This is a genomic window from Microbacterium sp. AC035 (genome assembly GCF_979258485.1).
Genome location: NZ_OZ409858.1, coordinates 2,695,057 through 2,720,517 on the forward strand (window position 1 = coordinate 2,695,057; position 25,461 = coordinate 2,720,517).

25 protein-coding genes are annotated in these 25,461 nt (G+C 68.1%); 18 read left to right on the plus strand and 7 right to left on the minus strand.

What is annotated here, in order from left to right:
- Positions 1-32 precede the first annotated feature (32 nt).
- Entirely contained in the window at positions 33-500 is a 468-nt protein-coding gene (locus ACZ0AA_RS13005; protein WP_463513172.1) for an acyl-CoA thioesterase, read from the plus strand.
- On the opposite strand, the gene ACZ0AA_RS13010 is transcribed toward ACZ0AA_RS13005, so the two are convergent.
- Entirely contained in the window at positions 497-1,726 is a 1,230-nt protein-coding gene (locus ACZ0AA_RS13010; RefSeq protein WP_463513173.1) for a trans-sulfuration enzyme family protein, read from the minus strand. The two genes, ACZ0AA_RS13005 and ACZ0AA_RS13010, sit on opposite strands and share 4 nt — an antisense overlap.
- A 105-nt stretch (positions 1,727-1,831) precedes the next feature.
- Between ACZ0AA_RS13010 and ACZ0AA_RS13015 the strand changes: the two genes are divergently transcribed.
- Positions 1,832-2,308, plus strand: coding sequence for an Lrp/AsnC family transcriptional regulator (locus tag ACZ0AA_RS13015; protein WP_463513174.1), 477 nt, complete (start codon positions 1,832-1,834; stop codon positions 2,306-2,308).
- A 49-nt stretch (positions 2,309-2,357) separates the two neighbouring features.
- Complete coding sequence (locus tag ACZ0AA_RS13020) at positions 2,358-4,067, plus strand: AMP-binding protein (RefSeq protein WP_463513175.1); 1,710 nt, start codon at positions 2,358-2,360, stop codon at positions 4,065-4,067.
- 7 nt (positions 4,068-4,074) lie between these two features.
- Here the strand turns inward: ACZ0AA_RS13020 and ACZ0AA_RS13025 are convergent, their stop codons facing one another.
- Entirely contained in the window at positions 4,075-4,467 is a 393-nt protein-coding gene (locus ACZ0AA_RS13025; RefSeq protein ID WP_400863653.1) for a hypothetical protein, read from the minus strand.
- Between the two features lie 119 nt (positions 4,468-4,586).
- On the minus strand, positions 4,587-6,065 hold the full coding sequence (locus ACZ0AA_RS13030) for an MATE family efflux transporter (RefSeq protein ID WP_463513176.1): 1,479 nt from the start codon (positions 6,063-6,065) through the stop codon (positions 4,587-4,589).
- 146 nt (positions 6,066-6,211) lie between these two features.
- Between ACZ0AA_RS13030 and cycA the strand changes: the two genes are divergently transcribed.
- The 11 genes from cycA (at position 6,212) to ACZ0AA_RS13085 (ending at position 18,485) form a co-directional block, all read left to right on the plus strand.
- Positions 6,212-7,672, plus strand: coding sequence for a D-serine/D-alanine/glycine transporter (gene cycA, locus ACZ0AA_RS13035; RefSeq protein WP_463513177.1), 1,461 nt, complete (start codon positions 6,212-6,214; stop codon positions 7,670-7,672).
- 85 nt (positions 7,673-7,757) lie between these two features.
- Positions 7,758-8,744 carry an aldo/keto reductase gene (locus tag ACZ0AA_RS13040; RefSeq protein ID WP_463513178.1) on the plus strand — a complete coding sequence of 329 codons (987 nt, stop codon included), beginning with the start codon at positions 7,758-7,760 and terminating at the stop codon, positions 8,742-8,744.
- Positions 8,745-8,775: 31 nt separating this feature from the next.
- Positions 8,776-9,429, plus strand: coding sequence for a YigZ family protein (locus ACZ0AA_RS13045; protein ID WP_463513179.1), 654 nt, complete (start codon positions 8,776-8,778; stop codon positions 9,427-9,429).
- 74 nt (positions 9,430-9,503) lie between these two features.
- Positions 9,504-10,433 carry a J domain-containing protein gene (locus ACZ0AA_RS13050; protein WP_463513180.1) on the plus strand — a complete coding sequence of 310 codons (930 nt, stop codon included), beginning with the start codon at positions 9,504-9,506 and terminating at the stop codon, positions 10,431-10,433.
- Positions 10,434-10,590: 157 nt separating this feature from the next.
- Positions 10,591-11,583 carry a LacI family DNA-binding transcriptional regulator gene (locus ACZ0AA_RS13055; RefSeq protein ID WP_463513181.1) on the plus strand — a complete coding sequence of 331 codons (993 nt, stop codon included), beginning with the start codon at positions 10,591-10,593 and terminating at the stop codon, positions 11,581-11,583.
- A 35-nt stretch (positions 11,584-11,618) separates the two neighbouring features.
- The gene (locus ACZ0AA_RS13060) at positions 11,619-12,887 is read left to right on the plus strand and encodes an extracellular solute-binding protein (protein ID WP_463513182.1); all 1,269 of its coding nucleotides are present in this window, start codon (positions 11,619-11,621) and stop codon (positions 12,885-12,887) included.
- Positions 12,888-12,897: 10 nt separating this feature from the next.
- Positions 12,898-13,863 (plus strand): carbohydrate ABC transporter permease, encoded by a 966-nt coding sequence (locus ACZ0AA_RS13065; protein ID WP_082297923.1) that lies wholly within the window; start codon positions 12,898-12,900, stop codon positions 13,861-13,863.
- Positions 13,860-14,705 (plus strand): carbohydrate ABC transporter permease, encoded by an 846-nt coding sequence (locus tag ACZ0AA_RS13070; RefSeq protein WP_463513183.1) that lies wholly within the window; start codon positions 13,860-13,862, stop codon positions 14,703-14,705. The genes ACZ0AA_RS13065 and ACZ0AA_RS13070 overlap by 4 nt, the downstream gene beginning before the upstream one ends.
- A gap of 33 nt (positions 14,706-14,738) precedes the next feature.
- A complete protein-coding gene (locus ACZ0AA_RS13075) occupies positions 14,739-15,722 on the plus strand; it encodes a glycoside hydrolase family 130 protein (RefSeq protein WP_463513184.1) in 984 nt (327 codons plus the stop codon).
- A 4-nt stretch (positions 15,723-15,726) separates the two neighbouring features.
- Positions 15,727-17,787 (plus strand): hypothetical protein, encoded by a 2,061-nt coding sequence (locus tag ACZ0AA_RS13080; protein ID WP_463513185.1) that lies wholly within the window; start codon positions 15,727-15,729, stop codon positions 17,785-17,787.
- Between the two features lie 32 nt (positions 17,788-17,819).
- Entirely contained in the window at positions 17,820-18,485 is a 666-nt protein-coding gene (locus ACZ0AA_RS13085) for a histidine phosphatase family protein (RefSeq protein WP_400863627.1), read from the plus strand.
- Between the two features lie 30 nt (positions 18,486-18,515).
- Here ACZ0AA_RS13085 and ACZ0AA_RS13090 read toward each other — a convergent pair whose 3' ends face one another.
- On the minus strand, positions 18,516-19,046 hold the full coding sequence (locus ACZ0AA_RS13090) for a hypothetical protein (RefSeq protein WP_400863624.1): 531 nt from the start codon (positions 19,044-19,046) through the stop codon (positions 18,516-18,518).
- 93 nt (positions 19,047-19,139) lie between these two features.
- On the opposite strand from ACZ0AA_RS13090, the gene ACZ0AA_RS13095 reads away from it, so the two are divergent.
- From ACZ0AA_RS13095 to ACZ0AA_RS13105, 3 genes are all read left to right on the plus strand, one after another.
- Complete coding sequence (locus ACZ0AA_RS13095; RefSeq protein WP_341955827.1) at positions 19,140-19,562, plus strand: Fur family transcriptional regulator; 423 nt, start codon at positions 19,140-19,142, stop codon at positions 19,560-19,562.
- Between the two features lie 64 nt (positions 19,563-19,626).
- On the plus strand, positions 19,627-21,078 hold the full coding sequence (locus tag ACZ0AA_RS13100; protein WP_400863621.1) for a catalase: 1,452 nt from the start codon (positions 19,627-19,629) through the stop codon (positions 21,076-21,078).
- Positions 21,079-21,161: 83 nt separating this feature from the next.
- The gene (locus ACZ0AA_RS13105) at positions 21,162-21,971 is read left to right on the plus strand and encodes an alpha/beta fold hydrolase (RefSeq protein WP_400863619.1); all 810 of its coding nucleotides are present in this window, start codon (positions 21,162-21,164) and stop codon (positions 21,969-21,971) included.
- Between the two features lie 6 nt (positions 21,972-21,977).
- On the opposite strand, the gene msrA is transcribed toward ACZ0AA_RS13105, so the two are convergent.
- A complete protein-coding gene (gene msrA, locus ACZ0AA_RS13110) occupies positions 21,978-22,523 on the minus strand; it encodes a peptide-methionine (S)-S-oxide reductase MsrA (protein WP_400863616.1) in 546 nt (181 codons plus the stop codon).
- Complete coding sequence (gene msrB / locus ACZ0AA_RS13115; protein ID WP_400863614.1) at positions 22,520-22,990, minus strand: peptide-methionine (R)-S-oxide reductase MsrB; 471 nt, start codon at positions 22,988-22,990, stop codon at positions 22,520-22,522. The genes msrA and msrB overlap by 4 nt, the downstream gene beginning before the upstream one ends.
- Positions 22,991-23,141: 151 nt before the next feature.
- Here msrB and ACZ0AA_RS13120 point away from each other — a divergent pair, with 151 nt between their 5' ends.
- The gene (locus ACZ0AA_RS13120) at positions 23,142-24,059 is read left to right on the plus strand and encodes a DUF808 domain-containing protein (RefSeq protein WP_400863611.1); all 918 of its coding nucleotides are present in this window, start codon (positions 23,142-23,144) and stop codon (positions 24,057-24,059) included.
- A 22-nt stretch (positions 24,060-24,081) separates the two neighbouring features.
- Here the strand turns inward: ACZ0AA_RS13120 and ACZ0AA_RS13125 are convergent, their stop codons facing one another.
- Positions 24,082-25,431, minus strand: coding sequence for an HNH endonuclease (locus tag ACZ0AA_RS13125; RefSeq protein ID WP_400863608.1), 1,350 nt, complete (start codon positions 25,429-25,431; stop codon positions 24,082-24,084).
- Positions 25,432-25,461 lie beyond the last annotated feature (30 nt).

Consider the following 25,461-nt stretch of genomic DNA (forward strand, 5'->3'; position numbering starts at 1 on the left):
CCCCCGACTCACGGGGCTTCTACCCTCGAAGCATGGCGAAACAGCAGACACCCGAGTGGCAGTGGTCCGAAGACGGCATCAACTTCCGCACCCGCAAGTGGGTGAAGCCGGAAGACCTCAACGCGAACGGATCGCTGTTCGGCGGCAGCCTGCTGAAGTGGATCGACGAGGAGGCGGCGATCTACGCGATCGTGCAGCTGGGCAACTACCGCGCGGTGACCAAGCACATCTCGGAGATCAACTTCGAGGCCTCGGCCGTGCAGGGCGACCTGATCGAGATCGGCCTGCAGGCGCCCCACTTCGGCACCACGTCCCTGACCATGCGGGCGGTCGCCCGCAACATGATCACCCGCAAGCGCATCCTCACGATCGAGAAGATCGTGTTCGTGAGCCTCGACGAAGACGGCCTGCCCACCCCGCACGGGTACAAGGAGATCACCTACAACCGCGATCGGATGCCGACGGAGCGCATCGCCACCGGCACGATCCGGCTGCCCTAGGGTCTGGTCAGTCGCTCAGCCGACGTCATCGCGGCGACGGGCGTTCCTGCCCGCGACAGCGCAGCGAACGCCTCCGCGAGGTCGGCGATGAGGTCGTCGACGTTCTCGAGACCGATCGACAGTCGCAGCACATCTGCATCAGGGCGCGCCTCTGCGGGCACGGGTCGGTGAGTGAGCGCGGCCGGATGCTGGATCAGCGAATCGACGCCGCCCAGCGACACGGCGTGCGTGAACAGCGTCGTCGACGAGGTCACAGCGGATGCCGCGGCATACCCACCCTGCATACGCATCGCGATCATGGCGCCGGTGCCCCGCATCTGACGCTCGATGATGCCCTCGGGGTCGTCGTCGAGCCCGGGGTAGAAGACCTCGGCGATCTCCGGTCGGTCGATCAGCCACTGCACGATACGACGAGCGCTCTCCTGCTGCGCCCGCATGCGCACCGGAAGGGTCGTGAGTCCACGGTGCAGCAGGTACGCGCCGAGCGGGTGCAGCAGACCGCCCGTCACGGCTCTCACCCGGCGGAGCGCCTCTGCGGTCTGCTCGTCGCAGGCCACCACGCCCGCGATCACATCGCCGTGCCCGCCGAGGTACTTCGTGGCACTGTGCAGCGACATGACCGCGCCGTGGTCGATGGGGTTCTGCAGCACGGGCGTGGCGAAGGTGTTGTCGACGACCACCGGCACGCCTCCCGCCTGCGCCACCACCGCAGCGATGTCGGCGATGTCGAGGGTCGGGTTGGCGGGGGTCTCGACCACCACGAGTCCCGTGTCGGAGCGGATGGACGCGGCGACCTCGGCGGGGTGGCAGTACGTCGTCTCCACGCCCAGCAGACCGGAGCCGAGCAGGTGATCCGTGCCGCCGTAGAGCGGTCGCACCGCGACCACGTGGTTCTTGCCCGCCGCGGGGCCGTGCGCGAGGATCACCGCTGTCATCGCCGCCATGCCCGATGCGAAGGCGACCGCGGCCTCGGCGTGCTCGAGCTCGGCGAGGGCATCTTCGAACCGCGCCACGGTGGGGTTCCAGAGTCGCGCGTAGACCATGCTGCCGTCTGCGGGCGGGCGGCCACCCGTCGCCATCGCCTCGTACGAGTCGCCTCCGCGCTCGATGTCAGGCAGCGGGTTGGTCGTCGACAGGTCGATCGGCAGCGCGTGGACTCCGAGCGCCTCGAGGTCGGAACGCCCGCTGTGCACGGCGACGGTGTCTGGATGCAACGGTGCAGTCATGCCTGCCACGTTGCCCGAATCGCGATCGATGCGCAGAAGTTCGACAGCATCCGTCGCATTCTGGGCCGTTCTCGATATTCTGAGCAACAGGACGACCGCGAGGAGGTGCGGGCATTGGCGAAAGCACCACTCGACGAGGTCGATCTCGAGATCCTCGCCGTGCTCACCCGCGACGCCGAGGTCACGAACAAGGCGCTCGCGCACGGACTCGGTCTCGCGGAGTCGACATGCGCCCATCGCGTGCGCGCCCTGCGCGAGCGCGGGATCATCCGCGACACCCGCATCCGGGTCGACGGGGCGGCTCTCGGTCTGCCTCTCCAGGCGATCATCAAGGTGCGCCTCGCGAATCACACGGGCCCCAAGGTCACCGCGCTCTTCGACGCGCTCGCGAGCATCCCGAGGGTGCTGCAGGTGTTCCACGTCGCGGGCGTCGACGACTTCCTCGTCCACGTCGCCGTCCAGGATGCCACCGCCCTGCGTGACATCGTGCTGGAGCACATCACGATCCACCCCGTCGTGCGCGGCACCGAGACGCAGCTGGTGTTCGAGCTCCGCGACGGTGCGGGCCTGCTCGCGCGCTGAGCGGATCGTGGGCGAGGATGGACACGTCTGCCGAGCAAGGGAGCCCAGAATGAGCCGCAGCGCCACCGCAGCCACGACCGCGATCAGAGAGATGCGCGACTTCCTGTTCGCGAATGCGACGGACTACGCCGCGGCGCGCGAAGGGTTCGTCTGGCCGACGCCGACCGAGTTCAACTTCGCGCTCGAGTGGTTCGACGTCGTCGCCGCCGAGACGCCCGACCGCCCGGCCGTGCAGATCGTCTCGGCCGACCTCAGCCTCGAATCATGGACGTACGGCCAGCTGTCGGCCCGCTCGGACCAGGTCGCGGCCTGGCTGACCGGTCTCGGCATCCGACGAGGCGACCACGTCATCGTGATGCTCGGCAACACCATCGAGCTGTGGGAGGTGATGCTCGCCATCACCAAGGTCGGCGCGGTGTCGATCCCGACCTCGACCCTGCTCTCGGCATCCGATCTGGCCTATCGCGTCGAGCACGGTCGGGCCCGCGCGATCGTCACGCTCGGCAGCCTCTCCGAGCGCATCGCCGACATCGACGCCGACGTGCTGCGCATCGGGGTGGGCGACGGAATCCCCTCCGAGTGGACGCGCTTCGACGACTCGGCCGACGCGCCGACGACATTCGTGCCGGATGCCGCGACACCCGCCGACGACACGGCCCTGCTCTACTTCACCAGTGGCACGACCAATCGCCCGAAGCTCGTGCAGCACACGCACGTCTCGTATCCGATCGGACACCTGTCGACCATGTGGTGGCTGGGTGTGCGACCCGATGACGTGCATCTCAACATCTCGTCTCCCGGGTGGGCGAAGCACGCCTGGTCGAGCTTCTACTCGCCGTTCCTCGCCGAGGCCACGGTGTTCGTCTACAACTACGACCGGTTCGACGCGAACACCCTGATGCAGGTCATGGACACGCACCACGTCTCGACGTTCTGCGCGCCGCCCACGGTGTGGCGGATGCTGATCCAGGCCGACCTCGCGCGACTCACCCACCCGCCGCGCGAACTGGTCGGAGCCGGCGAGCCACTGAACCCCGAGGTCATCGACCGGGTCCGCGAGGCCTGGGGCGGCACGATCCGCGACGGCTTCGGCCAGACCGAGATGACGGCCTGCGTCGGCAACTCCCCCGGTCAGGTCGTCAAGGTCGGATCCATGGGGCGCCCGCTGCCGGGATATCCCGTCGTGCTGCTCGACCCCGCCACCGGAGAGATCGCCGAGCACGAGGGCGAGATCGCGCTCGACCTCGCCGACCCTCCGGTCGGACTCATGGCCGGATACTACGACGACCCGGTCAAGACCGCCGAGTCCCGCGTCGGCGGCTATCACCACACCGGTGACATCGCTCAGCGGGATGCCGACGGGTATCTCACGTACATCGGGCGCGCAGACGATGTGTTCAAAGCCTCCGACTACAAGATCTCGCCGTTCGAGCTCGAGTCGGTGCTGCTGGAGCACGACCTCGTGATCGAGGCGGCGGTGATCCCGAGTCCCGACCCCACCCGACTCTCGGTTCCGAAGGCCTACGTGTGCCTGCGCCCTGACGCGGTCGACGCCGAAGCAGACGCCGCCCGATCGATCTTCGCGTACGCCCACGACCGGCTGTCGTCGCACCTGTGGGTGCGGATCATCGAGTTCGTTCCCGAGCTGCCCAAGACGATCTCGGGAAAGATCCGCCGCGTCGAGCTGCGCGCCAGAGAGGCCGACCGCGTGACCTCGGGTGATGAGGCCGGACAGCACCGCGACCGCGACTACCGGTGACCGGGCCTCAGCCTGCGAGTGCGGGCTGGCTGCCCGTGCTCGGCGCTTTCGCACCGCGCGGCACGGCAATAGGCTCCGGCGCATCGATGAGCGCCTGAACGCGTGCGGCTCGGGCGGATTCACGTGCCGGCTCACCGGCGTTGACGATCCCTCGCACGACGCCTCCGATCACCAGCATCGCGACGAGCACGATGCCGGACACCAGCAGCGGCGTCCACTGATTGGCGAACGACGCCGTGGAGCTGAGCATCGCGCTCGGAATCCACAGGCCCACCGCTCCGCCGGCGAGACCAGCCGCTCCGCGCATGATCGCGACTCCTGCGACCAGCGCGCACAGCGCTGCGAGCACGGCCCCCGCCACTCCGATCGGCACCAGAATCGATGCCAGTTCGCTTGCCACCCTTGACGATGTCATCACGACCCCCCGGTCCGCGGAATCTCCGCATGACCAACATTACGAAGTGTCGGCATGCCGGGCATCCATCTCAAGGATGATGTTCTGCAACCGTGACGAGCTGTTCAGCGGCGCGTCAACCGCGCGAAACGCGACGTCTTCACCACCCGCACCGGCTGGGTGACGACCGCATCGACGACCATCGAGCCGTCGGTAGGCCCGATGATCGCCATCGCCGAGGTCTCGGTGGCCTCGATCGGGTCGATGGGCATGCGGGCGAGCGACCGGTGAGCGCGCACATAGGCCGGCACCAGCAGCACGATCGCACCGAGCCAGGCGAGAGGGTTGCTGAGCGCGACGCCCTCGAAGCCGATCATCGCGCCGAGCACGATGGCGGCGCCCACGCGCATCACCAGCTCGATCACACCGGTGACCGTCGGCACGAGGGTGTACCCGAGGCCCTGCAGCGCACCGCGCAGCACGAACAGCACGCCGAGCGCCCAGTAGCCGCATCCGTTGATGATCAGCATGAGGTGCGCGAGTTCGACGACGTCATCCGCGGCGGCACCGTCGCCGACGAACAGCCGCACCAGGGGCGCGCCGAACGCGATGATGACGACACCGAGCGCGATGCCGGCGGCGATCGCCATCCAGGTGCCCTCGACGACACCGCGGCGGATGCGGTCGGGGCGACGCCCTCCCAGGTTCTGCGCCGTGTACATCGACGAGGCAAGGCCGAGCGACGAGAGGAACGCCACGGCGAGACCGTCGACGCGCGACGCCGTCGTGTAGGCGGCGACGGCCTCGGAGCCGAGCGTGTTGAGCGCCACCTGAACGACGAGCGTGCCGATCGCGATGATCGACGCCTGGAACCCCATCGGCAGCCCGAGACGCAGGTGCTCCCTGAAGTCGTCGCGGGTGATGCGCCAGTCGGCACGACGCAGGTGCAGCATCGGCAGTCGGCGGCGCACGAACTCGAGGCACAGCGCGACCGATACGGCCTGGGCCACGACGGTCGCGAGCGCCGCGCCGCCCACGCCCCAGTCGAGCGGTCCGACCATGAGGACCACGAGGCCGACATTGAGCGCACACGACACCGTGAGGAAGATCAGCGGCGTACGCGAGTCGCCGATCGCGCGGATGATCGCGGAGAGGTAGTTGAAGAACATCGTCGCGCTGGCGCCGATGAAGCTGATCTGCGTGAAGACCGTCGCCTCCGGCATGAGCTCGGCCGGCGTCTGCAGCAGGGCGAGCGTGGGCGCGGCGATCAGCGGCGCGACGATCGTGAGCACCACGCTCGTGATGCCGGTCAGGATCACGCCCGTCGCGACCGAACGGCGCACTGCCGCGCCGTCGCCCGCGCCGAACGCCTGCGCGATCGGAATCGCGAAACCGCTGGTCAGGCCCCAGGCGAAGCCGATCAGCAGGAACAGCAGGCTGCCGGTCGCGCCGACCGCGGCGAGGGATTCGACGCCGAGATGCCGGCCGACGACGACGGCATCGGCGAACTGGTACATCTGCTGCACGACGTTGCCGAGCAGCAGGGGGATCGAGAACGACAGGATGACACGCCACGGGCGGCCCGTGGTGAGAGAGGTGGCCATGATGGGAGCGGCTCGCAGAACTGGGGGATGATCGGGGGTCGAACCAGGATATCGAATCGATTCGGTTAGCTGCCATCCCCGATCGGCCATTACGGTCGGAAGGATGCCGCAGCGGGACGCGGCACCCGACACCGGAGGTTCGAGCGATGACGACAGAGAGAACACGGGGATCCGTCGGAGAGGACGGCACCGTCGACGGCGACGACCAGCACCTGAAGAGGGCTCTGAGCAACCGCCACATCCAGCTGCTCGCGATCGGCGGAGCGATCGGCACAGGCCTGTTCATGGGCAGCGGCAAGACGATCTCGGTCGCCGGCCCCTCGGTCATCTTCGTCTACATGATCATCGGCTTCATGCTGTTCTTCGTCATGCGGGCGATGGGCGAGCTGCTGCTCTCGAACCTCAAGTACAAGTCGTTCAGCGACTTCGCGAGCGACCTGCTCGGCCCGTGGGCCGGCTTCTTCACCGGGTGGACCTACTGGTTCTGCTGGGTCGTCACCGGTGTCGCCGACGTGATCGCGATCGCCGGATACTCGGATGCGCTGATCCCCGGCATCCCGTTGTGGATCCCGGGCGTCCTCGTGATCGTCATCCTGCTCGCACTCAACCTGCCCACCGTCGCCGCCTTCGGCGAGATGGAGTTCTGGTTCGCGCTCATCAAGATCATCGCGATCGTCGCGCTCATCGTCACGGGTCTCGTGATGATCTTCACGGGCTTCCAGCACGATGCGGGAACCGCCAGCTTCAGCAACCTGTGGGACCACGGCGGCATGTTCCCCCATGGCTTCATGGGCTTCGTCGCCGGATTCCAGATCGCCGTGTTCGCGTTCGTCGGCGTCGAGCTCGTCGGCACCGCCGCGGCCGAGACCAAGGACCCCGAGAAGAACCTGCCCAAGGCCATCAACGCGATCCCGATCCGCATCCTGCTCTTCTACGTGGGCGCGCTCATCATCCTGATGGCTGTCACCCCGTGGACCGAGTACGTCGCGGGCGAGAGCCCGTTCATCGCGATGTTCGCCCTCGCGGGTCTCGGCATCGCCGCGACCGTCGTGAACCTGGTCGTGCTGACCTCGGCCATGTCGAGCGCCAACTCGGGCATCTACTCCACCTCGCGTATGGTGTTCGGGCTCGCGCAGGACGGCGATGCGCCCCGACTCTTCGGCCGCCTGTCGAAGCGCCGAGTGCCGCAGAACGCACTGTTCCTGTCGTGCATCCTGCTGCTCTCGGGCGTCGTGCTGCTCTACGCGGGCAAGGACATCGGCACCGCCTTCGACATGGTGACCACGGTCTCGGCCGTGTGCTTCATGTTCGTGTGGACGATCTTCCTGTGCAGCTACCTCGTCTACCGCCGTCGGCGGCCGGAGAAGGTGGCAGCGTCGAAGTTCCGGATGCCGGGCGGCATCTTCATGGTCTACGTGGTGCTCGCGTTCTTCGTGTTCATCCTCTGGGCGCTCACGACGCAGCCCGACACCCTCACCGCGCTGCTCGTGACGCCGATCTGGTTCGTGCTGCTGCTCGTCGCCTGGCTGTTCGTGCGCAGGTCGCAGAATCACCTGAGCCGCCACGCGGCGCACATCGCGTACCTGCGAGACGAGGCGGCCGAGTAGCCCGAGTCGACTGAGAGGGGTTCCGACAGCCCCTCCCTCATCGTCGCCGGCGCGCGTAGCGTCGGGCCTGACGAAAGGACATCTGATGCACACTCGCACACTCGGACAGGGCCTCGAGGTCTCGGCAGTCGGTCTCGGCTGCATGGGAATGTCGCAGAGCTACGGGCCGAACCCGGGCACCCGCGACGAGATGATCGGCGTGCTGAGGTCGGCCCTCGACCTCGGCGTCACCTTCTTCGACACCGCGGAGGTCTACGGCCCCTATGTGAACGAGGAGCTGGTCGGCGAGGCTCTGGAGCCGATCCGCGACCAGGTCGTCATCGCGACGAAGTTCGGCTGGCGCATCGAAGACGGCAAGAGCGTCGGACTCGACAGCCGGCCAGAGCAGATCCGTCGCGTCGCCGAGGAGTCGCTCCGGCGCCTGCGCACCGACGTGATCGACCTCTTCTACCCGCACCGTGTCGACCCGGACGTGCCGATCGAAGACGTCGCCGGCACAGTGGCAGAGCTCATCGCCGAGGGCAAGGTGCGGCACTTCGGGCTGTCAGAAGCCTCGGCGTCGACCATCCGCCGCGCGCACGCGGTGCAGCCGGTCACGGCGCTGCAGAGCGAGTACTCGCTGTGGACCCGCGACCCTGAGGCAGAGGTGCTGCCGGTGCTCGGCGAACTCGGCATCGGGTTCGTGCCGTTCAGCCCGCTCGGCAAAGGCTTCCTCACCGGAACCGTCGACCGCAGCACCTCATTCGCGGAGGGCGACATCCGCGGCACGATCCCGCGTTTCAGCGAAGAGAACCGCGCCGCCAATGAGGCCCTGGTCGCTCATGTCGCCTCGCTCGCCGCAGCGAAGGACGCCTCGCCCGGTCAGATCGCCCTCGCCTGGCTGCTCGCCCGGGAACCGTGGATCGTGCCGATCCCCGGAACCCGCCGCACCTCTCGCATCGCCGAGAACGCAGGTGCGACCGCTGTGGCACTGTCGGCCGACGAGGTCGCCGATCTCGATCAGCTCGCCCAGCGTGTCGGCGTGCAGGGAGACCGGTACAACCCGCAGCAGATGTCGTTCGTGGACCGTTGAGCAGGCGTCGGCGCTGGGTAGTCTGAGGCGGATGACTCCGCCCCGCAGCTACCCGGCCACGATCGCCGCCCCTGTGGAGCACGAGATCGTCATCAAGAAGTCGCGGTTCATCGCGACGGTCGAACCCGTCGGCTCGGTCGACGACGCGGACGCCGTGATCTCCCGCCTGCGCAAGAAGTGGTGGGATGCGCGACACAACTGCAGCGCGATGGTCACCGGGCTGCTCGGCGATCAGGCGCGGTCGTCTGATGACGGCGAACCCTCGGGCACCGCGGGAGTGCCGATGCTCGAGGTGCTGCGTCGGCGGGAGCTGACCGACGTCGTGGCTGTCGTCACCCGCTACTTCGGCGGCGTGAAGCTCGGCGCCGGCGGACTCGTGCGCGCTTACTCCTCGGCGGTGTCCGAGGCTCTCGATCATGCCGCCCTCGTGCACCGGCAGTCGCTCACACAGGTGACGATCGACGTCGCGCACGCTGATGCCGGTCGTTTCGACAACCTCCTCCGCGACTGGGCGGGCCACCATGGCGCGACTCTCGGCGAGCCCCGCTATGCCGCGGTGGCGACGCTCGAGCTGTGGGTGCCCGGGGATGAGCTCGCCCGCCTCGCCGATGACCTCGCCGCTGCATCCGCCGGTTCCGTCGCGCCGGTGATCGGCGTCGAGCGCATCGTCGACGTGCCGGCCTGACCCCGGCAGGCACCCCCGGCTGATCCACAACAGCATCCGGATATTCTGGATGCCGCGATCTCGGAAGGAGAGCGATGTTCGACAGCCCGCTCTCGGCTTCTGCCTACGAGATCCTCGGTGTGGACCCGTCGGTCGACGACGGTGAGCTGCGGCGCGCGTATCGCCTTCGGCTGCGCCAGACCCACCCGGACACCGGCGGAGACTCCGCGGTGTTCATCCAGGTGCAGCGCGCGTGGGATCTGATCGGCACGCCCGAGGGCCGCGCCGCCTATGACCGCCGCTCCGGTGCGCACCCCGGCATCCCCGCCGAACCGGAGTGGAACGGCTGGCGCCCGCAGACCGCGACGAGGACGGATACGCGCCCTCGCGCTCGCTCGTACGGGCATCCCGGTGGGTGGCGCCGCGAGCGCTACCTGATGCTCATCCGCGAGTGGGCGGGCCGTGGCGTCGAGGTGCCCGACCCCTACGATCCCGCGCTCGTGCGCTCGGCCCCGCGCGACCTTCGACGCCTGCTCGCCGATGCCCTCGCCGAAGAGGCGACCGCCCGCACGGTGAGCGCGCTCGGCATGGGCTTCACCGTGTGGCACGACGTAGCCACAGGAGCGGATGCCGACGACAAGCTCGACCATGTCGTGCTCAGCCCGTCCGGCCTCTACGGCATCATGTCGGAGGACTTCGGCGGAGTGGTGGGCTTCCGGCGAGGCGAGATCACCGGCCCGAGCCTCGGCACCCGCGCACCCGTCACCGCGGCTCTCGCGCGCATGCGCACCGTCGCCAAGGCCGCCCGCGTGAAGTTCGGCGGACTCATCCTGGTGCTCCCCGACGACGATCTGGCCCAGGCCGTCACGCCGTTGGGCAGCAGCCGCGGCGTTCCCGTCGTCGTCGTGCGGAGCAGCGCGCTCTCGATGGTGCTGCGCCAGGGAGTCCCCGGCGCACGCGCGATCGGCGGCAACGAGCTGTTCGACGTGCGCACACGGCTGCAGCAGACGGTCACCTTCGTCTGACTCGGGACAGCGCGGCATCTCGACCTCGGATGCCGTCGAGCCGAACCTCTTGACCCGCATCGTCAAACCGGTTTACACTCGCATCACCCGCAGTCGTCAAACCGGTTAAACCGCCTGACGCGGCTGCAGACCCATCGACATTCCACGAGGAGGTGGCATGAGCCGCACGACGATCGCCGACGTCGCCCGCGAGGCCGGCGTCACCAAGGCCACCGTCTCGCATGCGATGAGCGGCAAGCGGCCCATCTCCGACGACACCAGGGCCAAAGTGCTCGCGGCCGCAGAGAAGCTGAACTGGGTGCCGAGCCAGAGCGCCCGCGCACTGGCCACGCAGAAGGCCAATGCGATCGCCGTGGTGCTGGCCCGCGACCCCGAGGTCATCGCCAACGACTCGTTCTTCCCCGCGTTCATCGCGGGCGTCGAATCGGTGCTTGCCGAGACCGAGACGGCCCTGATCCTGCAGGTCGTTCCCGATCGGGCGGCCGAAGAGCGGGCGTATCGGTCGCTCAGCCACGGCCGGGCCGATGGCGCCCTGCTGCTCGATCTGCGCAACGAGGACTGGCGCGTGCCGCTGCTCGAAGAACTCGACCTGCCGTCGGTCCTGGTCGGCGCCTACGAGCAGCCGACTCGGTTCTCGTGCGTGCGCACCGACGACGACGCACCCGTGCGCGAGATCATCGCCCGCCTGCGCGCCGAGGGGCACGAACGCATCGCCCACGTCTCAGGACCGCTCGACTACGTGCACTCGCGAGTGCGCGCTGACGCCTACATCGACGCCGTCGGTGGCGACACCCTGCTGCGCGAGGGCGACTTCACCGCCGCCAGCGGACGAGCGCGCACCGCCGAGCTGCTCGCGCTGCCCGATCGCCCGACGGCCATCCTGTATTCGAACGACACCATGGCGATCGCCGGGCTGTCGTTCGCACGGTCGAGCGGCCTCAGCATCCCCCGCGATCTCGCGATCGCCGGCTTCGATGACGACCACCTGTCGGCTCACCTCTCCCCCGCACTCACGAGCGTCTCGTCGGGCCCGGCCGCGCGAGGTCGCGCGGCCGCCCGCCTGCTGCAGGCCGACATCCTCGGCGCCGAGCCGCGCACAGAGGTCGTTGACTGCAACGTCGTGCACTTCCGGGAGAGCACAGCCCGCTAGACGATCACCCGAACCATCGCGTCAAGGAGGACAACATGAAGAAGAAGATCCGCGCAGCAGCGCTCTTGGGAGCCGTCGCGCTCGTCGCCACCGGATGCTCGAGCGGAGGCGGAGGCGGCGACGCCTCGGCCGAAGGCACCGGCTCCATCGACATCTGGCTGTCGAACAACGAGCAGGAGGTCGCCTGGGGCACCGCCGTCGTCGACGCCTGGAACGCCGAGCACCCCGACGAGAAGGTCAACGCCCAGGAGATCCCCGCCGGCTCATCGTCGGAAGAGGCGATCACCGCGGCCATCACCGCCGGCACCGCCCCGTGCCTCGTCTACAACGTGGCTCCGGCCGCCGTGTCGGGCTGGGTCAAGCAGGGTGGCCTCGTCGACCTCAACACGATGGAGGGCGGCAGCGACTACATCAGCGAGCGCGGCGGCGACGTCGAGTCGTATGCGACCGACGGCAGCTTCTACCAGCTGCCGTGGAAGTCGAACCCGGTGATGGTCATGTACAACAAGGCGCTCTTCGAGGCCGCAGGCATCGACCCCGAAGACCCCCAGATGGCGTCGTACGACGACTTCCTCGCCGGCTCGCGGGCGATCGTCGAATCCGGGGTGCAGAGCGCGATCTGGCCGGCGCCGACGAGCGAGTTCTACCAGCCGTGGTTCGACTTCTACCCGCTCTACCTCGCCGAGACAGACGGCACGATGCTGGTCGAAGACGGCAAGGCGACGGTCGACTCGGATGCCGGGCGCGAGGTCGCCGAGTTCTGGAAGACCTTCTACGACGAGAAGCTCTCGCCCAACGAGGCCTCGACCGATGACGCGATGTCGGCCGGCACGACCGCGATGCAGCTCGCCGGTCCGTGGGCCATCCCGTCGTACGCCGAGACCGTGGACGTCGGGTTCATGCCCGTGCCGACGAGCGACGGCCGCGAGAACCCGACCACCTTCGCCGACTCGAAGAGCGTGTCGATGTTCACCGCGTGCGAGAACCAGGGCACCGCGTGGGAGTTCCTGAAGTTCTCGACGAGCGTCGAGAGCGACGGCCAGCTGCTCGAGGCGACCGGCCAGATGCCGATGCGCACCGACCTCACCGAGACCTACTCCGACTACTTCGACGCGAACCCGAACTACGTGGCGTTCGCCGAGCAGGCCGAGGCGACGGCCGATGTGCCCAGCATCCCGAACTCCGTGGAGGCCTGGCAGGCGTTCCGCGACGAGTACTCCGCCGCCGTGATCTTCGGCAAGGAGTCGGTCGACGACTTCCTGAAGAACGCCACGACGAAGATCGACGACCTCGTCGCCGAGTGATGAGCCCGTCATGACGCTCCGAGACGACGCCGTCGCGGACGTGGCCGGGGGCACTGCAGCCCCGGCCCCGTCCGCGGGCCGGCCACCGAGGGCGCGGTTGCGCACCCGACTCCTGGGTGCGCAACCGATCGGCGGCCTGTTCGCCCTGCCGTACCTGGTCTTCGTGCTGGCGATCTTCGCGTTCCCGCTGGGATTCGCGGTCTACATCGCCTTCCACGACTACTTCTTCACCGCCCCCAACGTCGAGGTCGAGCGACCGTTCGTGGGCTTCGACAACTTCGTGACCGTGCTCACCGACCCGAGAGTGCTCGGTTCGTTCCGCAACACCCTGATCTTCCTCGTCATCAACGTGCCGCTCACCGCCGTGCTCTCGCTCGTGCTCGCGGCAGCGCTGAACACCGGCATCCGCTGGGTCGCCGCCTACCGGGTGGCGTTCTACGTGCCGTACCTGACGGCCAGCGTCTCGCTCGTCGGAGTCTGGATGCTGCTGTTCTCCGGCAACGGCCTGATCAACACCATCCTCGGGCCGCTCGCCCCCGATCCGTCGTGGCTGGTGAACAGCGGCCTCGCAATGCCGATGATCGCTCTGTATGTGACCTGGAAGCAGCTGGGGTTCTACATCCTGCTGTACCTCGCAGCGCTGCAGAACGTTCCGAAAGAGCTCTACGAATCGGCCGAGACCGACGGCGCCGGAGCCTTCTCGCGCTTCTGGAACGTCACCGTGCCCGGCGTGCGCAGCGCCACCACGCTCGTGCTGATCCTGTCGATCATCACCGGTGCCAACCTCTTCACCGAGCCGTACCTGCTGACGAACGGCGGCGGCCCCGACGGCGCCTCCTCGACACCCGTGCTGCTGATCTATCAGCTGGGCATCCAGCAGCAGAATCCCGACACCGCGGCAGCGATCGGCATGATCCTCGTGATCCTGGTCGGCATGCTGTCGCTCGCCGCCAACCGCGCAACCAGGGAGCGATGACCATGAGACGCCAGCGTTCACTGCCCCGCATCCTGAGTCTGATCCTGCTCACGGTCGCGGCCATCGGCTTCGCCTTCCCGTTCTACTTCATGCTGGTCGGCGCGTTCCAGGAGAACCCGACGAACTCGCCGAACGAGCTCTTCCCGACGAGCGGATGGACGGTCGACAACTTCGTCGCGATCGACTCCCGCATCGACCTCGCGGGCTCCCTGCTCAATTCGCTGATCTTCACAGCCGGAGTGCTGCTGGGCACCGTGGTGTTCGGCCTGCTCGCCGGGTATGCGATCGCGCGACTCGACTTCCGCGGCCGAGGCGTCATCTGGGTGCTCATGCTGCTCGTGCAGATGGTGCCCTTCCAGCTGCTGATGATCCCGCTCTACGTGCAGATCACCCGCAACTACGGGCTCGGCGACTCGTACATGGGCATGATCCTGCCGTTCCTCATCAACACGACGGCGGTGTTCATCTTCGTGCAGTTCTTCAAGGCGCTGCCTGTGGAGATCTTCGAGGCCGCGCGCATCGACGGCGCCGGCGAGATCCGACTGCTGACCTCCGTCGCGATCCCGCTGATCAAGCCGGTGCTCGTGACCGTCGTGCTGGTCACCTTCATCGGCCCGTGGAACGAGTTCCTCTGGCCGTTCCTCATCACGAAGGACGCGTCGCTGCAGCCGCTCGCCGTGTCTCTCGCCAACTACATCTCGAACGTCGCGCAGTCGACGGCGAACCCCAACGGCGCGATCCTCGCGGGTGCCACGGCACTGGCGTTCCCCGTGGTGATCCTGTTCATCGTCTTCCAGCGCTTCTTCCGAGCCACCGACCTCGGCGCGGCCGTCAAGGGCTAGTCGCTCCCTCCCCAGAATCCCGAAAGGACCCCCATGTTCACCGGAGCATCCTTCCCCCTCGGCCCGTTCGTCCCCTACGAGGGCAACCCCATCCTGCGCCCGAAAGGCGACAGCTGGGAGTCGGCCAACCTCTACAACCCGGCCGCGCTCGTCGACGGCGACGAGGTCGTGCTGCTCTACCGCGCGCACGCAGACGACATCGTGTCGCACATCGGCATCGCTCGATCGAGCGACGGCCTGAACTTCACCAGGGAGGACGCTCCGATCCTCTCCCCCTCCGAGGACTACGAGCGGTTCGGATGCGAGGATCCACGCATCGCGCTGATCGACGGCACCTACTACCTCACCTACACGGGGTGGGATCGGCGGAGCGCCCAGCTGTGTCTCGCCACCTCGACCGACCTGCGCACCTGGACCAAGCACGGCCCGCTGTTCGACGACTTCGACACGTTCAAGACCATGGACCCACGCGGATTCAACTGGTCGAAGGCCGGGGTCATCGTGCCCACGATGATGCACGGCAAATGGTGGATGTACTTCGGTGAGGGCGCGATCTACTGGGCGACCAGCGACGACCTCATCCACTGGACGCCGGGCACCCCCGACACCGAGCCGATGTACTCGCCGACTCCCGGCACCTGGGATGAGGCGCTCGTCGAGATCGGCACCTCGCCCGTGCTCGCCGACAACGGCCTTCTCGTGTTCCTCACGAACGGGGCGACCCGGGTCGTGCACGACGACGGCTCGGTCGACGTCGACTACCGCTGCGGGCAGATCGCGATCGACCCCGATGAGCCGACGAAGGTCATCGCGCGCCTGCAGGAGCCGTGGCTGCGGCCTCAGACCTTCGAGGACATGCACGGTCTGGTGTCGAACGTGACCTTCGTCGAAGGACTCGTGAAGTTCCAGGACAGATGGTTCGCGTACTACGGGCAGTCCGACACGACGCTGGCCGTCGCCATCCACGACCCCGCCCAGCCGTGGGGTCGTGCACTGCGAGATGCCGGCGAGGAGTGATGACATGGGCATCTCGCGTCGCACGTTCCTGACCGCTGCCGCTACGACCTCCGCACTCGCACTGCTCCCGCTCGATCCGGCCGGAGCTCACGCCTCGGCATCCACTGCCGGTCTGCCTCTCGGGTCTCTGCCCTCGGGCCTGGGTGTCGGTGCGGGCGCGGGTGCCGGTGCGCGACTCACGAACCTCGCACACCTGCGCTTTCTGCTCGCGGAGGTGCCCGTCGTGGCGAGCGCCACGCACACCACGTTCGGCATCGAGGCGTCACCGCGCGTGCTCGCGCCGTGGACGTATGCCGACACCGACGGCGCGGGAGGATTCCGCCCGGTGGGTGGCGGCACGCGCGACGCCGTGACCGGGTACTGGACGCAGGGTGCCTACAACGCGGATGACATCGCGCGAGCCGCGATCGTGTTCCTGCGCGCGTGGAAGGCGACGGGCGACGTGCAGAGCCGTGACGAGGCGCGGGATGTGCTGCGGTCGCTGGCCTTCTTGCAGACGACGAGCGGTCCGAATGCCGGCCGTGTGGTGCTGTGGCAGCAGGAGGACGGCACGCTGAACCCGAGTGCGATCCCCGTCGAGCTGCCTGACCCGTCGGACTCCGCCGAGTCGTATTGGCTGGCGCGCACGGTGTGGGCGTTCGGCGAGGGCTATGCCGCGTTCCGCCGGGAGGATGCGGAGTTCGCGGCCTTCCTGCTCTCGCGGCTGCATCTGGCTCTCGATGCGCTCGGTCGCGAGTCGCTGTCGCGCGCCGGGCAGTGGGTGCGCAGCGACGGACGCGACCTGCCCGCCTGGTTGATCGCCGGCGGCGCGGATGCCACGGCCGAGGCCATGCTCGGACTCGCCGCCGCGACCGAAGCAGGAGACGCACGGAGTCGCGCGGCCCTGCAGACATATGGCGAAGGGGTGGCGGCGATGGCCACCGATCCCGCGAAGGGCTGGCCGTTCGGTGCCGTGCTGCCGTGGACCGGTTCGCTCGGGTTCTGGCACGCGTGGGGTGCAGCCGCACCCGAGGCTCTCGCTCGCGCCGGTGCGCTGCTGCGACATCGAGAGTGGAAGGCCGCGGCCATCGCGGATGCCGGCACCTTCACCCCGCAGGTGCTCGCCTCAGGCGGACCGCACAACGCGTGGGCGCCGCTACCGGCCGAGGCCCAGATCGCGTACGGCGCGCATGGTCGCGTCGCGGCGGCAGTGCAGGCGGCATCCGTCGGCGGTGAAGGGCTGCGCGTGCTCGCGGGCCTCGCCGCCGGGTGGTTCTTCGGCGCGAACACCGCAGGCATCCCGGTCTACGACCCCGCCACCGGCGTGACGTTTGACGGCGTCGAGACCGACGGACGGGTGAATCGCAACTCCGGTGCGGAATCGACGATCCACGGTCTCCTCACGATGCTGCTGCTCGATGCGAACCGGGACATCGCCCGGATCGCGACGTCGATCACCGGACTGTCGTCGTTCTCGGGGCTGCGGGTGATCGATGCCGAGAACGCTCGGCTCTCGGCGGGCTGCGTGGTCGTGCGCCCCGAGGGCGGCGCGTGGATCGGCGAGGGCAACCTCTCGGGTGGCGCGTACGTGCGGGTTCCCTCGGGCGAATCCGTCGAGTTCGACGTGACCGAGGCCTCCGGCATCCTGCATGGTCTCGTCTGGAGACAGGCGGCAGATGCGGGCGAAGCGGTGTGGGAGGTGTTCCGCGGCCGCCGGCGTGTGTGGAGCACTCGCACGCCCGCGGGTGGCACCGGCGATCGTGGCCTCACCGAGGCTGACGGGATGCTGGTGCCGCAGCTGCTCGGTGGCGACCTGCCCGCCGAGACCGTGACCGTGCGCTGCACGAGCACCGGCGACCTGCGGCTCGATGCTCTGGTGATCCAGCCGGCCGTCGCGAACGCGGTGTACTCGACGACCTCCGGCGCGGCGGTGCTCTATGCGAACGGGACCCGCCGGGATCAGTGGGTCGCTGCGCTCGCACCAGGCTCCGGACGGGCCTACGAGGCAGACGGATCGCAGCGCGGCCAGGCCGTGGGCAGCGGGAAGGTGCGGGTGCGCGGCGGAGGATTCACGATCACCCGGTGACCGGGCCCCCGACGTCGGACTACGGTTGCGGTGTGCCTGCGCTCCCCCTGTACGACCAGCTGCCCGACCGCCCCGCGCCCGACAACCCCTCGGGAAAGCTCGTGCTGCTGCGGCACGGCGAGACCGAGTGGTCGAGGGCCGGCCTGCACACGGGTCTCACGGACATCCCGCTCACGGCGCGGGGCGAGGACCTCGCCCGCGGCGCCGGACAGCTGGTCGCGGACTACGACTTCTCGCTCGTGCTGTGCTCGCCCCTCGAACGCGCCCGGCGCACGGCCGAGCTCGCCGGACTCCACGCCGAGGTCGATCCGCTGCTCGTCGAGTGGGACTACGGCGGATACGAGGGTCGCACGACGAAGGACATCCGCGAGGAGCTCGGCTACGACTGGAGCGCGTTCACCCACGGAGTGATCCGCGGTGCGACGCCGGGCGAGACCGTCGAGGAGGTCGCGGCCCGCGCATCCCGCGTGCTCACCCGAGTCCTGCCCGCACTCGCCGAGGGCGATGTGGCGCTGGTCGCGCACGGCCACTTCCTCCGCATCCTCACCGCGGTCTACCTGCGGCTCGCTCCGCGCTTCGGCGCGCAGATCACGCTGGATGCCGGATCGGTGTCGGTGCTGAGCTTCTACCGCGAGCAGCCGGCGATCCTGACGTGGAACTACGGGCTCGAGCTGCCCCTCGTGCCCTCGGAGTCCTGACCGCGTCAGTGGCTCCAGACGGCCGCGTGCTCAGGGCGTCGCGACGAGCGACAGCGCGTGGACGGTGGGCGCGCCCTCGAGAGCGAGCTCGAATCGCACTCCGGTGCGAGCGGTCGTGACGTCGAAGGCGATCGTCTCGTCGGCGCACACGATCGGCTCCGACGGAGATTCCTCGTCCAGTTCGCTGGTCGTGAGCGTGATGGTGCCGTCCCCCCTGCAGGCGAACTGAGCCTGGTACGACCCCGGCGCGAGTGACGTGAAGGTCGTCACGTCGTTGGCGGAGCTGTTCTCGCTCATCCATCCGGAGAAGCCGAAGATGTACCCGTCGGCGTCCGGGCCAGGGACAGCTGTCTTCGCCCAGTCGGCGATCTCGTCGACAGGCACGGGGAGCAGCGCTTCATCGGAACTGGCGTCCGGAGTCGCGGTCGACGCGGGGCTCGACGCCGAGGCGGAGGGCGACGGGGATCCCTTGCCCGACCCTGAGGGTTCGTCACTGCATCCGGCGAGCGCGACGCCCGCCATCAGGATCAGTCCCACTGTCACCGCTCTTCTCGTAGACATCCCTTCACGCTACGTGCGCGTGTGCAGGATGCAACCCGCGCGGCCGACACGCAATTCTTTTGAGTTACTCAAAATAAACGGTAGAGTCGAGGCATGGAGACAGAACTCGACTCGGCACTTCGCGGTGCCGGGCTGCGCGCGACCGCGGGCCGCGTCGCCGTTCTCGAGGCACTGGAATCCATGGCCCACACGGATGCGGAGCGGGTCTTCCGCGCCGTGTCCGAAGTGCTGCCGACGACGTCGATCCAGTCGGTGCACAACATCCTCGCGGACCTGACGACGGCGGGCCTGCTCCGTCGGATCGAACCGGCAGGCTCCGCGGCGCTCTACGAACGGCGCATCGACGACAACCATCACCACATCGTGTGCACCCAGTGCGGCGCCATCGGCGATGTGGACTGCGTCGTCGGCGAAGCGCCGTGCCTCACCCCGTCTTCGGCGGGGGGATTCACCGTCCAGACAGCCGAAGTGACCTTCTGGGGCCTGTGCCCCAGTTGCCAGAACGCCGCGCAGTAGCATCCGACGTCCGATCCCGGGCACCCGGGGTGATCGTCGTGCCTGTGCGCAGAAGGAGAAGAACATGACCGACCCATCGACCACCACCCAGACGGGTACTCCCGTCGCGAGCGACGCGCACTCGCTCACCGTCGGAGCAGACGGCCCCACCGTCCTGCACGACCGCTACCTCGTCGAGAAGCTCGCGTCGTTCAACCGCGAGCGCGTGCCGGAGCGCAACCCCCACGCCAAGGGCGGCGGGGCCTTCGGAACCTTCACCGTCACCGAGGACGTGTCGGCGTACACTCGCGCCGCGGCCTTCCAGCCCGGCGCTCAGAGCGAGACGCTGCTGCGCTTCTCGTCGGTCGCCGGCGAGCAGGGTTCGCCCGACACCTGGCGCGACGTGCGCGGCTTCGCGCTGCGCTTCTACACGCCCGAGGGCAACCTCGACATCGTCGGCAACAACACCCCGACCTTCTTCCTGCGCGACGCCATGAAGTTCCCCGACTTCATCCACTCGCAGAAGCGTCTCGGCGACTCGGGTCTGCGCGACGCCGACATGCAGTGGGACTTCTGGACCCTCTCCCCCGAGTCCGCCCACCAGGTCACGTACCTGATGGGAGACCGCGGCCTGCCGCGCAGCTGGCGCCACATGAACGGCTACGGCTCGCACACCTACCAGTGGGTCAACGCCGCAGGCGAGCGCTTCTGGGTGCAGTATCACTTCCTGTCGAAGCAGGGCGTCGAGGCGATGAGCGCCGACGAGGCCGAGAAGCTCGCAGGGTCGGATGCCGACTACTACCGTCGCGACCTGTTCGACGCGATCGCGAGCGGCGACGCCCCCTCGTGGGATGTCTACGTGCAGGTCATGCCCTACGAAGAGGGCAAGACCTACCGCTTCAACCCGTTCGACCTGACGAAGACCTGGTCGAAGAAGGACTACCCGCGCATCAAGGTCGGCACGTTCACGCTCGACCGCAACCCGCAGAACTTCTTCGCCGAGATCGAGCAGGCCGCCTTCTCGCCCGGCAACCAGGTTCCCGGCACCGGCATCTCGCCGGACAAGATGCTCATGGCTCGCGTGTTCGCCTACTCGGACGCCCAGCGGTACCGCATCGGAGCGAACTACAACCAGCTGCCGGTCAACCAGCCGCACGCGGCCGAGGTGCGCAACTACATGCACGAGGGCCAGATGCAGTACAAGTTCAACCCGGCCGAGCACCGCGTCTACACGCCGAACTCGTACGGTCCTGCCGGTGGCCCGACGGCCGACCCGGCCGCGGGTATCGAGGCGAGCTGGGAGTCGGATGGCGAGCTGATCCGTGCCGCGGCGACCCTGCACCTCGACGACGACGACTTCGGTCAGGCGGGCACGCTCTACCGCACGGTCTTCGACGACGAGCAGCGCGCGCGCTTCCTCGAGACGCTGACCGGCCAGGGTCAGGGCATCACGATCGACGCGATCCGCGAGCGGTTCTTCCAGTACTGGACGAACGTCGACGCCTCGCTCGGCGACGCCCTGCGCGCTCGCTTCTGAGTCGCATCCGCTGACGACCGAGACCCACCGTCCCCTCGGGGCCGGTGGGTCTCGGCGTATCCAGGCTTCATCAGGGGAGCACAATGGATGCCGTGGCTGTTCCCCTCTCCGACCTGACCCAGATGCCCGAACCGCAACAGGTGCATGCCGCCGATGGCACTCGCCTCGCGACGTACACGTGGGGCGAGTTCGACGCCCCGGTGGCGGTGATCGTGCACGGTTTCGCGTCGAGCGCCCGTGACACCTGGGTGCTCACGGGGTGGGTCCGCGAGCTCACCAAGTCCGGGTATCGGGTGCTCGCGCTCGACCAGCGCGGCCATGGCCTCAGTGAGAAGCCGCATCAGGCCGACGCCTATGGCATCCGCACGCTGGCCACCGATGTCGAGACGGTCATGGACACGTACCTGGTCGACGAAGCCGTGTACATCGGATACTCGCTCGGAGCACGGGTCGGCTGGGAGGTCGTGCGTGACCTGCCGCACCGGATCGGCCGTGCCGTGCTCGGCGGGGTGCCCGACGGCATCCCTCTCGCCCGGCTCGATCTCGATCAGGTGCGCGCATACCTGGCGGACGGCACGCCCGTGTCGGATCCGACGACGCAGAACTACATCACACTGACCGAGCGCGTGCCCGGCAACGACCTCGGCGCGCTGGTGGCGCTGGCCGAGGGGATGCGGTCGTCACGGACGATCGACCCCGATCCGTCGAACGCCCCGGCGAGCCCGATCCTGTTCGCGACAGGGTCGAAGGACGCGATCATCGAGGGCTCACGGGCCCTGGCATCTGCTGCCCCACAGGGGCGGTTCTTCGAGATCCCGGAACGCAACCACTTCAACGCCCCGGGATCTCGCGCCTTCAAGGAAGCCGCGTTGGCATTCCTGTCGGAGAGCTGAACCCGGTCAGACCGTCGCGCTCTGCTCGCGCTTCGGCAGCACCCATCCCGCGCGCGGGAAGTGGCAGGTGTAGCCGTTCGGGTACTTGATCAGGTAATCCTGGTGCTCCTCTTCGGCCTGCCAGAAGGGGCCCGCGGGCTCGATCGTGGTCACGGCCTTGCCCGGCCACAGGCCTGAGGCGTCGACGTCGGCGATGGTGTCGCGCGCGACGGCCTCCTGTTCGGGGCTGAGCGGGAAGATCGCCGAGCGGTAGCTCGAGCCGATGTCGTTGCCCTGACGGTCCTTGGTCGACGGGTCGTGGATCTGGAAGAAGAACGCGAGGATGTCGCGATAGGTCGTCTTGGTGGGGTCGAAGACGATCTCGACCGCCTCGGCGTGACCCGGGTGATTGCGATAGGTGGCGTGGTCGTTCTGCCCACCGGTGTAGCCGACACGCGTGTCGAGCACGCCCGGCTGGCGGCGGATGAGGTCTTCCATGCCCCAGAAGCAGCCGCCGGCGAGCACGGCGGTCTCAGCTCCGGGGGTGCGGGTGATGGTTCCGTTGTCGGTCATGACTGCTCCTCAGAGGTGGGGGTGGTGGGGAAGAGGTGACGGTAGCGACCGTACCCCTCATCTTCCAGGCTGTCAGCCGGGATGAACCGCAGGGCGGCCGAGTTCATGCAGTATCGGAGCCCGCCGGCGTCGCGGGGTCCGTCGTCGAAGACGTGCCCGAGGTGGCTGTCGGCGCCGGTGGATCGCGCCTCGGTGCGCTTCATCCAGAGCTTGCGGTCGGTGCGCGTGGTCACGGCATCGGCTTCGATGGGCTTGGTGAAGCTCGGCCATCCGGTGCCGCTGTCGAACTTGTCGGTCGATGCGAACAGCGGCTGGCCCGAGACGACGTCGACGTAGATGCCGTCGTCGTGGGTGTTCCAGTACGCGTTGCGGAATGGCGGCTCGGTGGCGTCCTCCTGCGTCACCTCGTACTGCAGGTGCGTGAGGTCGCTGACGGCCCCGGGGGTCTTGCTGTACTCGTTCGACATGATCTGACTCCTTGTCCGACGCGGCTGGCTGCAGCGTCATAGAGAAGAACCAGGGGGACGCCGGTTTTGGTCCCGCAGGACTGTGAGCGGGCTGTGAGTTTGTGCGCAGTCGATAGAGTTGCTCCGCTACATACACAACAGGGAGACGCACATGTCGGTTGGACTGCTCGCCGTCGTCGATGACATCCTCAGCGCGGCGATGAAGGCCTCGGCGAAAGCCGCGGGCGTCGTGATCGACGATGCCGCGGTGACCCCGCAGTACGTTCAGGGCATCACGCCCGCACGCGAGCTGCCGGTGGTCGCGAAGATCGCTCTGGGATCTCTCGCCAACAAGTTCGTGATCATCATTCCGATCGCACTGCTTCTCACAGCGTTCGCGCCGTGGGTGCTGCCGTACCTGCTGATCCTGGGTGGCGCGTACCTCTGCTTCGAGGGCGCCGAGAAGGTGCTCGAGTGGTTCGGTGTGCAGCATGGTCACGCCGACGAGAGCGACCGCAACGAGAACAAGCTCGTCTGGGGTGCCGTGCGGACCGACCTGATCCTGTCGACCGAGATCATGCTGATCTCGCTGGCGAACCTCGAGGCCGGTCTCGACATCTGGACCACCCTCGCCATCCTCGCCGTGATCGCGCTGCTCATGACCGGCGTCGTCTACGGCGCCGTGGCGCTGCTCGTGAAGATCGATGACATCGGCCTGAAGATGGCGAAGAACCCCTCGAAGCGCGTGCGCCACACCGGCATGCGAATCGTGCGATCGATGCCGGCGGTCTTCCGCTTCATCAGCATCCTCGGCACCGTCGCGATGTTGTGGGTCGGTGGGCATCTGCTGCTCGTGAACCTCGGTGAGGTGGGGGTGCACTTCGGCGCCGACATCCTGCACGGCATCGAGCATGCTCTTGAGCCTCTCGGCGGGGTCATCGTCTGGATCGGCGACACCCTGTTCTCGGCCATCGCCGGCCTGATCGCCGGCCTGATCATCGTCGGGATCATCCTGGGAATCGGTCGCCTGATCGGCAAGAAGCCGAACTTCCACGAGGGCGAGGAATCGCCCGCCGACGTGCACGTCTGACACGGGCGCTGCAGAACCGGCCTCAGGCCGCGATGTCATAGCGCGCCCTGCCTCCGAGGCGCGGCGTCCTCTCGAGATCGATGCTCCGAGGTGGGATGAGCCACACTCGCGCGGCGCGACCGACCCCGTCGATGCGGATATCCCACCCGTTGTCGTGGATGCGGTGGTGACACGACTCGCACAGCAGCACGCCGTTGTTCAGGTCGGTGGGTCCGGTGTCTCGCTGCCACCACCTGATGTGATGCGCCTTCGTCATCTGCGGCGGGAGACCGCACATCACGCATCCGCCGTCTCGCTCGACGAGCGCCAATCGCTGTGCGCGAGTGAAGAGCCGCTTCTCTCGGCCCCAGTCCAGGATCTCCCCCACTGATCCGAGGACCACGGGGATGATGCCGCCACCCGCGGCCATCCGACGGCAGGTGCTGACGCTTACGGGCTGGTCGCTGCCGTCGATCGTCGCGCTGCCCTCGCCTGAGGTGAGCTGATCGAGGTTCACGCGCACCACCACGGTCGCACCCGATGCAGGCATACCGCCGTTGTCGCAGGCGATCGCGTGCTCGCAGATGGCGGTCAGCGCATCGGCCTGGATCATCGCGACCGAACGGCGATCGGCATCCGGCGCGTCGGGGTCTGTCGCGGTGATCCGCGACTGAAACGAAGCCGCCACATATGCCTGGATCGCGGCCTTGATCGGCGCCCCCGATGCGATGTCGGTCTGCAGGACGAGGTGAAGCGAACCATCGCGCTCGAACATCGTCAGGGAACGACGGTCGCGAGCCTCGCGCTCTTTGGGTGCGATGCCGTCGGGGTCGAGCCAGGCTTCGGCACGGGACACCAGCTTGCCGACGTCGCCGAGGGACATGCCTGCCGCCCGGTCGACGAGCAGACGCTCGGCCTCTTCGACCCGGGCCGACCCCACCTTGAGCCGGATACGCTCGAGCAGGCTGACGATGAGCGCCGCAGCAGCCACAGAGATGTCCCCCGCGGCGAGCGCTGCCGCCAACACGGGATACTTCGCGGGCAGCACCTCGCCCAGCAGGTCGGTGCGCGACGCTGCAGCCTGACCGACCGTGATGAGGCGCTTCGCGTCTCCCGGCGCCCCGCCGGTCGTCGCTGCGATCATCGTCGCCGCGCTCCGGTAGCCCTGCTGTTTCGCGAGCCCGTCCGAGCCCAGTTCCGGTCGTGATTCGTGCGCGATCGCGGCGGCGAGTTCTGCGTGGAGCCCGTCGAGGCAGCGCTGCGCCTGGCTCACCGCACGGTGCGCATCGAGCAGTTCGCGGCGAGACAGATCGCAGCCTCTCTCGGCATCCGCCCATGCGTCGCCGAGGCGCTCGACGGCCGCGAGGATCGGAGACAGACGGGGATTCGGCATGTCTCCAGTTTAGAAGATATGTTCGAATCT

Bases quoted from the DNA above. Each gene is read 5' to 3' on its own strand.
- ACZ0AA_RS13030 (WP_463513176.1), bottom strand. From the start codon at position 6,065: ATGGCCACCTCTCTCACCACGGGCCGCCCGTGGCGTGTCATCCTGTCG.
- ACZ0AA_RS13050 (WP_463513180.1), top strand. From the start codon at position 9,504: ATGTTCGACAGCCCGCTCTCGGCTTCTGCCTACGAGATCCTCGGTGTG.
- ACZ0AA_RS13065 (WP_082297923.1), top strand. From the start codon at position 12,898: ATGACGCTCCGAGACGACGCCGTCGCGGACGTGGCCGGGGGCACTGCA.
- ACZ0AA_RS13045 (WP_463513179.1), top strand. From the start codon at position 8,776: ATGACTCCGCCCCGCAGCTACCCGGCCACGATCGCCGCCCCTGTGGAG.
- ACZ0AA_RS13060 (WP_463513182.1), top strand. From the start codon at position 11,619: ATGAAGAAGAAGATCCGCGCAGCAGCGCTCTTGGGAGCCGTCGCGCTC.
- msrB (WP_400863614.1), bottom strand. From the start codon at position 22,990: ATGTCGAACGAGTACAGCAAGACCCCCGGGGCCGTCAGCGACCTCACG.
- ACZ0AA_RS13020 (WP_463513175.1), top strand. From the start codon at position 2,358: ATGAGCCGCAGCGCCACCGCAGCCACGACCGCGATCAGAGAGATGCGC.
- ACZ0AA_RS13120 (WP_400863611.1), top strand. From the start codon at position 23,142: ATGTCGGTTGGACTGCTCGCCGTCGTCGATGACATCCTCAGCGCGGCG.
- ACZ0AA_RS13080 (WP_463513185.1), top strand. From the start codon at position 15,727: ATGGGCATCTCGCGTCGCACGTTCCTGACCGCTGCCGCTACGACCTCC.
- ACZ0AA_RS13010 (WP_463513173.1), bottom strand. From the start codon at position 1,726: ATGACTGCACCGTTGCATCCAGACACCGTCGCCGTGCACAGCGGGCGT.
- cycA (WP_463513177.1), top strand. From the start codon at position 6,212: ATGACGACAGAGAGAACACGGGGATCCGTCGGAGAGGACGGCACCGTC.
- msrA (WP_400863616.1), bottom strand. From the start codon at position 22,523: ATGACCGACAACGGAACCATCACCCGCACCCCCGGAGCTGAGACCGCC.
- ACZ0AA_RS13125 (WP_400863608.1), bottom strand. From the start codon at position 25,431: ATGCCGAATCCCCGTCTGTCTCCGATCCTCGCGGCCGTCGAGCGCCTC.
- ACZ0AA_RS13055 (WP_463513181.1), top strand. From the start codon at position 10,591: ATGAGCCGCACGACGATCGCCGACGTCGCCCGCGAGGCCGGCGTCACC.
- ACZ0AA_RS13005 (WP_463513172.1), top strand. From the start codon at position 33: ATGGCGAAACAGCAGACACCCGAGTGGCAGTGGTCCGAAGACGGCATC.
- ACZ0AA_RS13095 (WP_341955827.1), top strand. From the start codon at position 19,140: ATGGAGACAGAACTCGACTCGGCACTTCGCGGTGCCGGGCTGCGCGCG.
- ACZ0AA_RS13075 (WP_463513184.1), top strand. From the start codon at position 14,739: ATGTTCACCGGAGCATCCTTCCCCCTCGGCCCGTTCGTCCCCTACGAG.
- ACZ0AA_RS13105 (WP_400863619.1), top strand. From the start codon at position 21,162: ATGGATGCCGTGGCTGTTCCCCTCTCCGACCTGACCCAGATGCCCGAA.
- ACZ0AA_RS13090 (WP_400863624.1), bottom strand. From the start codon at position 19,046: ATGTCTACGAGAAGAGCGGTGACAGTGGGACTGATCCTGATGGCGGGC.
- ACZ0AA_RS13070 (WP_463513183.1), top strand. From the start codon at position 13,860: ATGACCATGAGACGCCAGCGTTCACTGCCCCGCATCCTGAGTCTGATC.
- ACZ0AA_RS13100 (WP_400863621.1), top strand. From the start codon at position 19,627: ATGACCGACCCATCGACCACCACCCAGACGGGTACTCCCGTCGCGAGC.
- ACZ0AA_RS13040 (WP_463513178.1), top strand. From the start codon at position 7,758: ATGCACACTCGCACACTCGGACAGGGCCTCGAGGTCTCGGCAGTCGGT.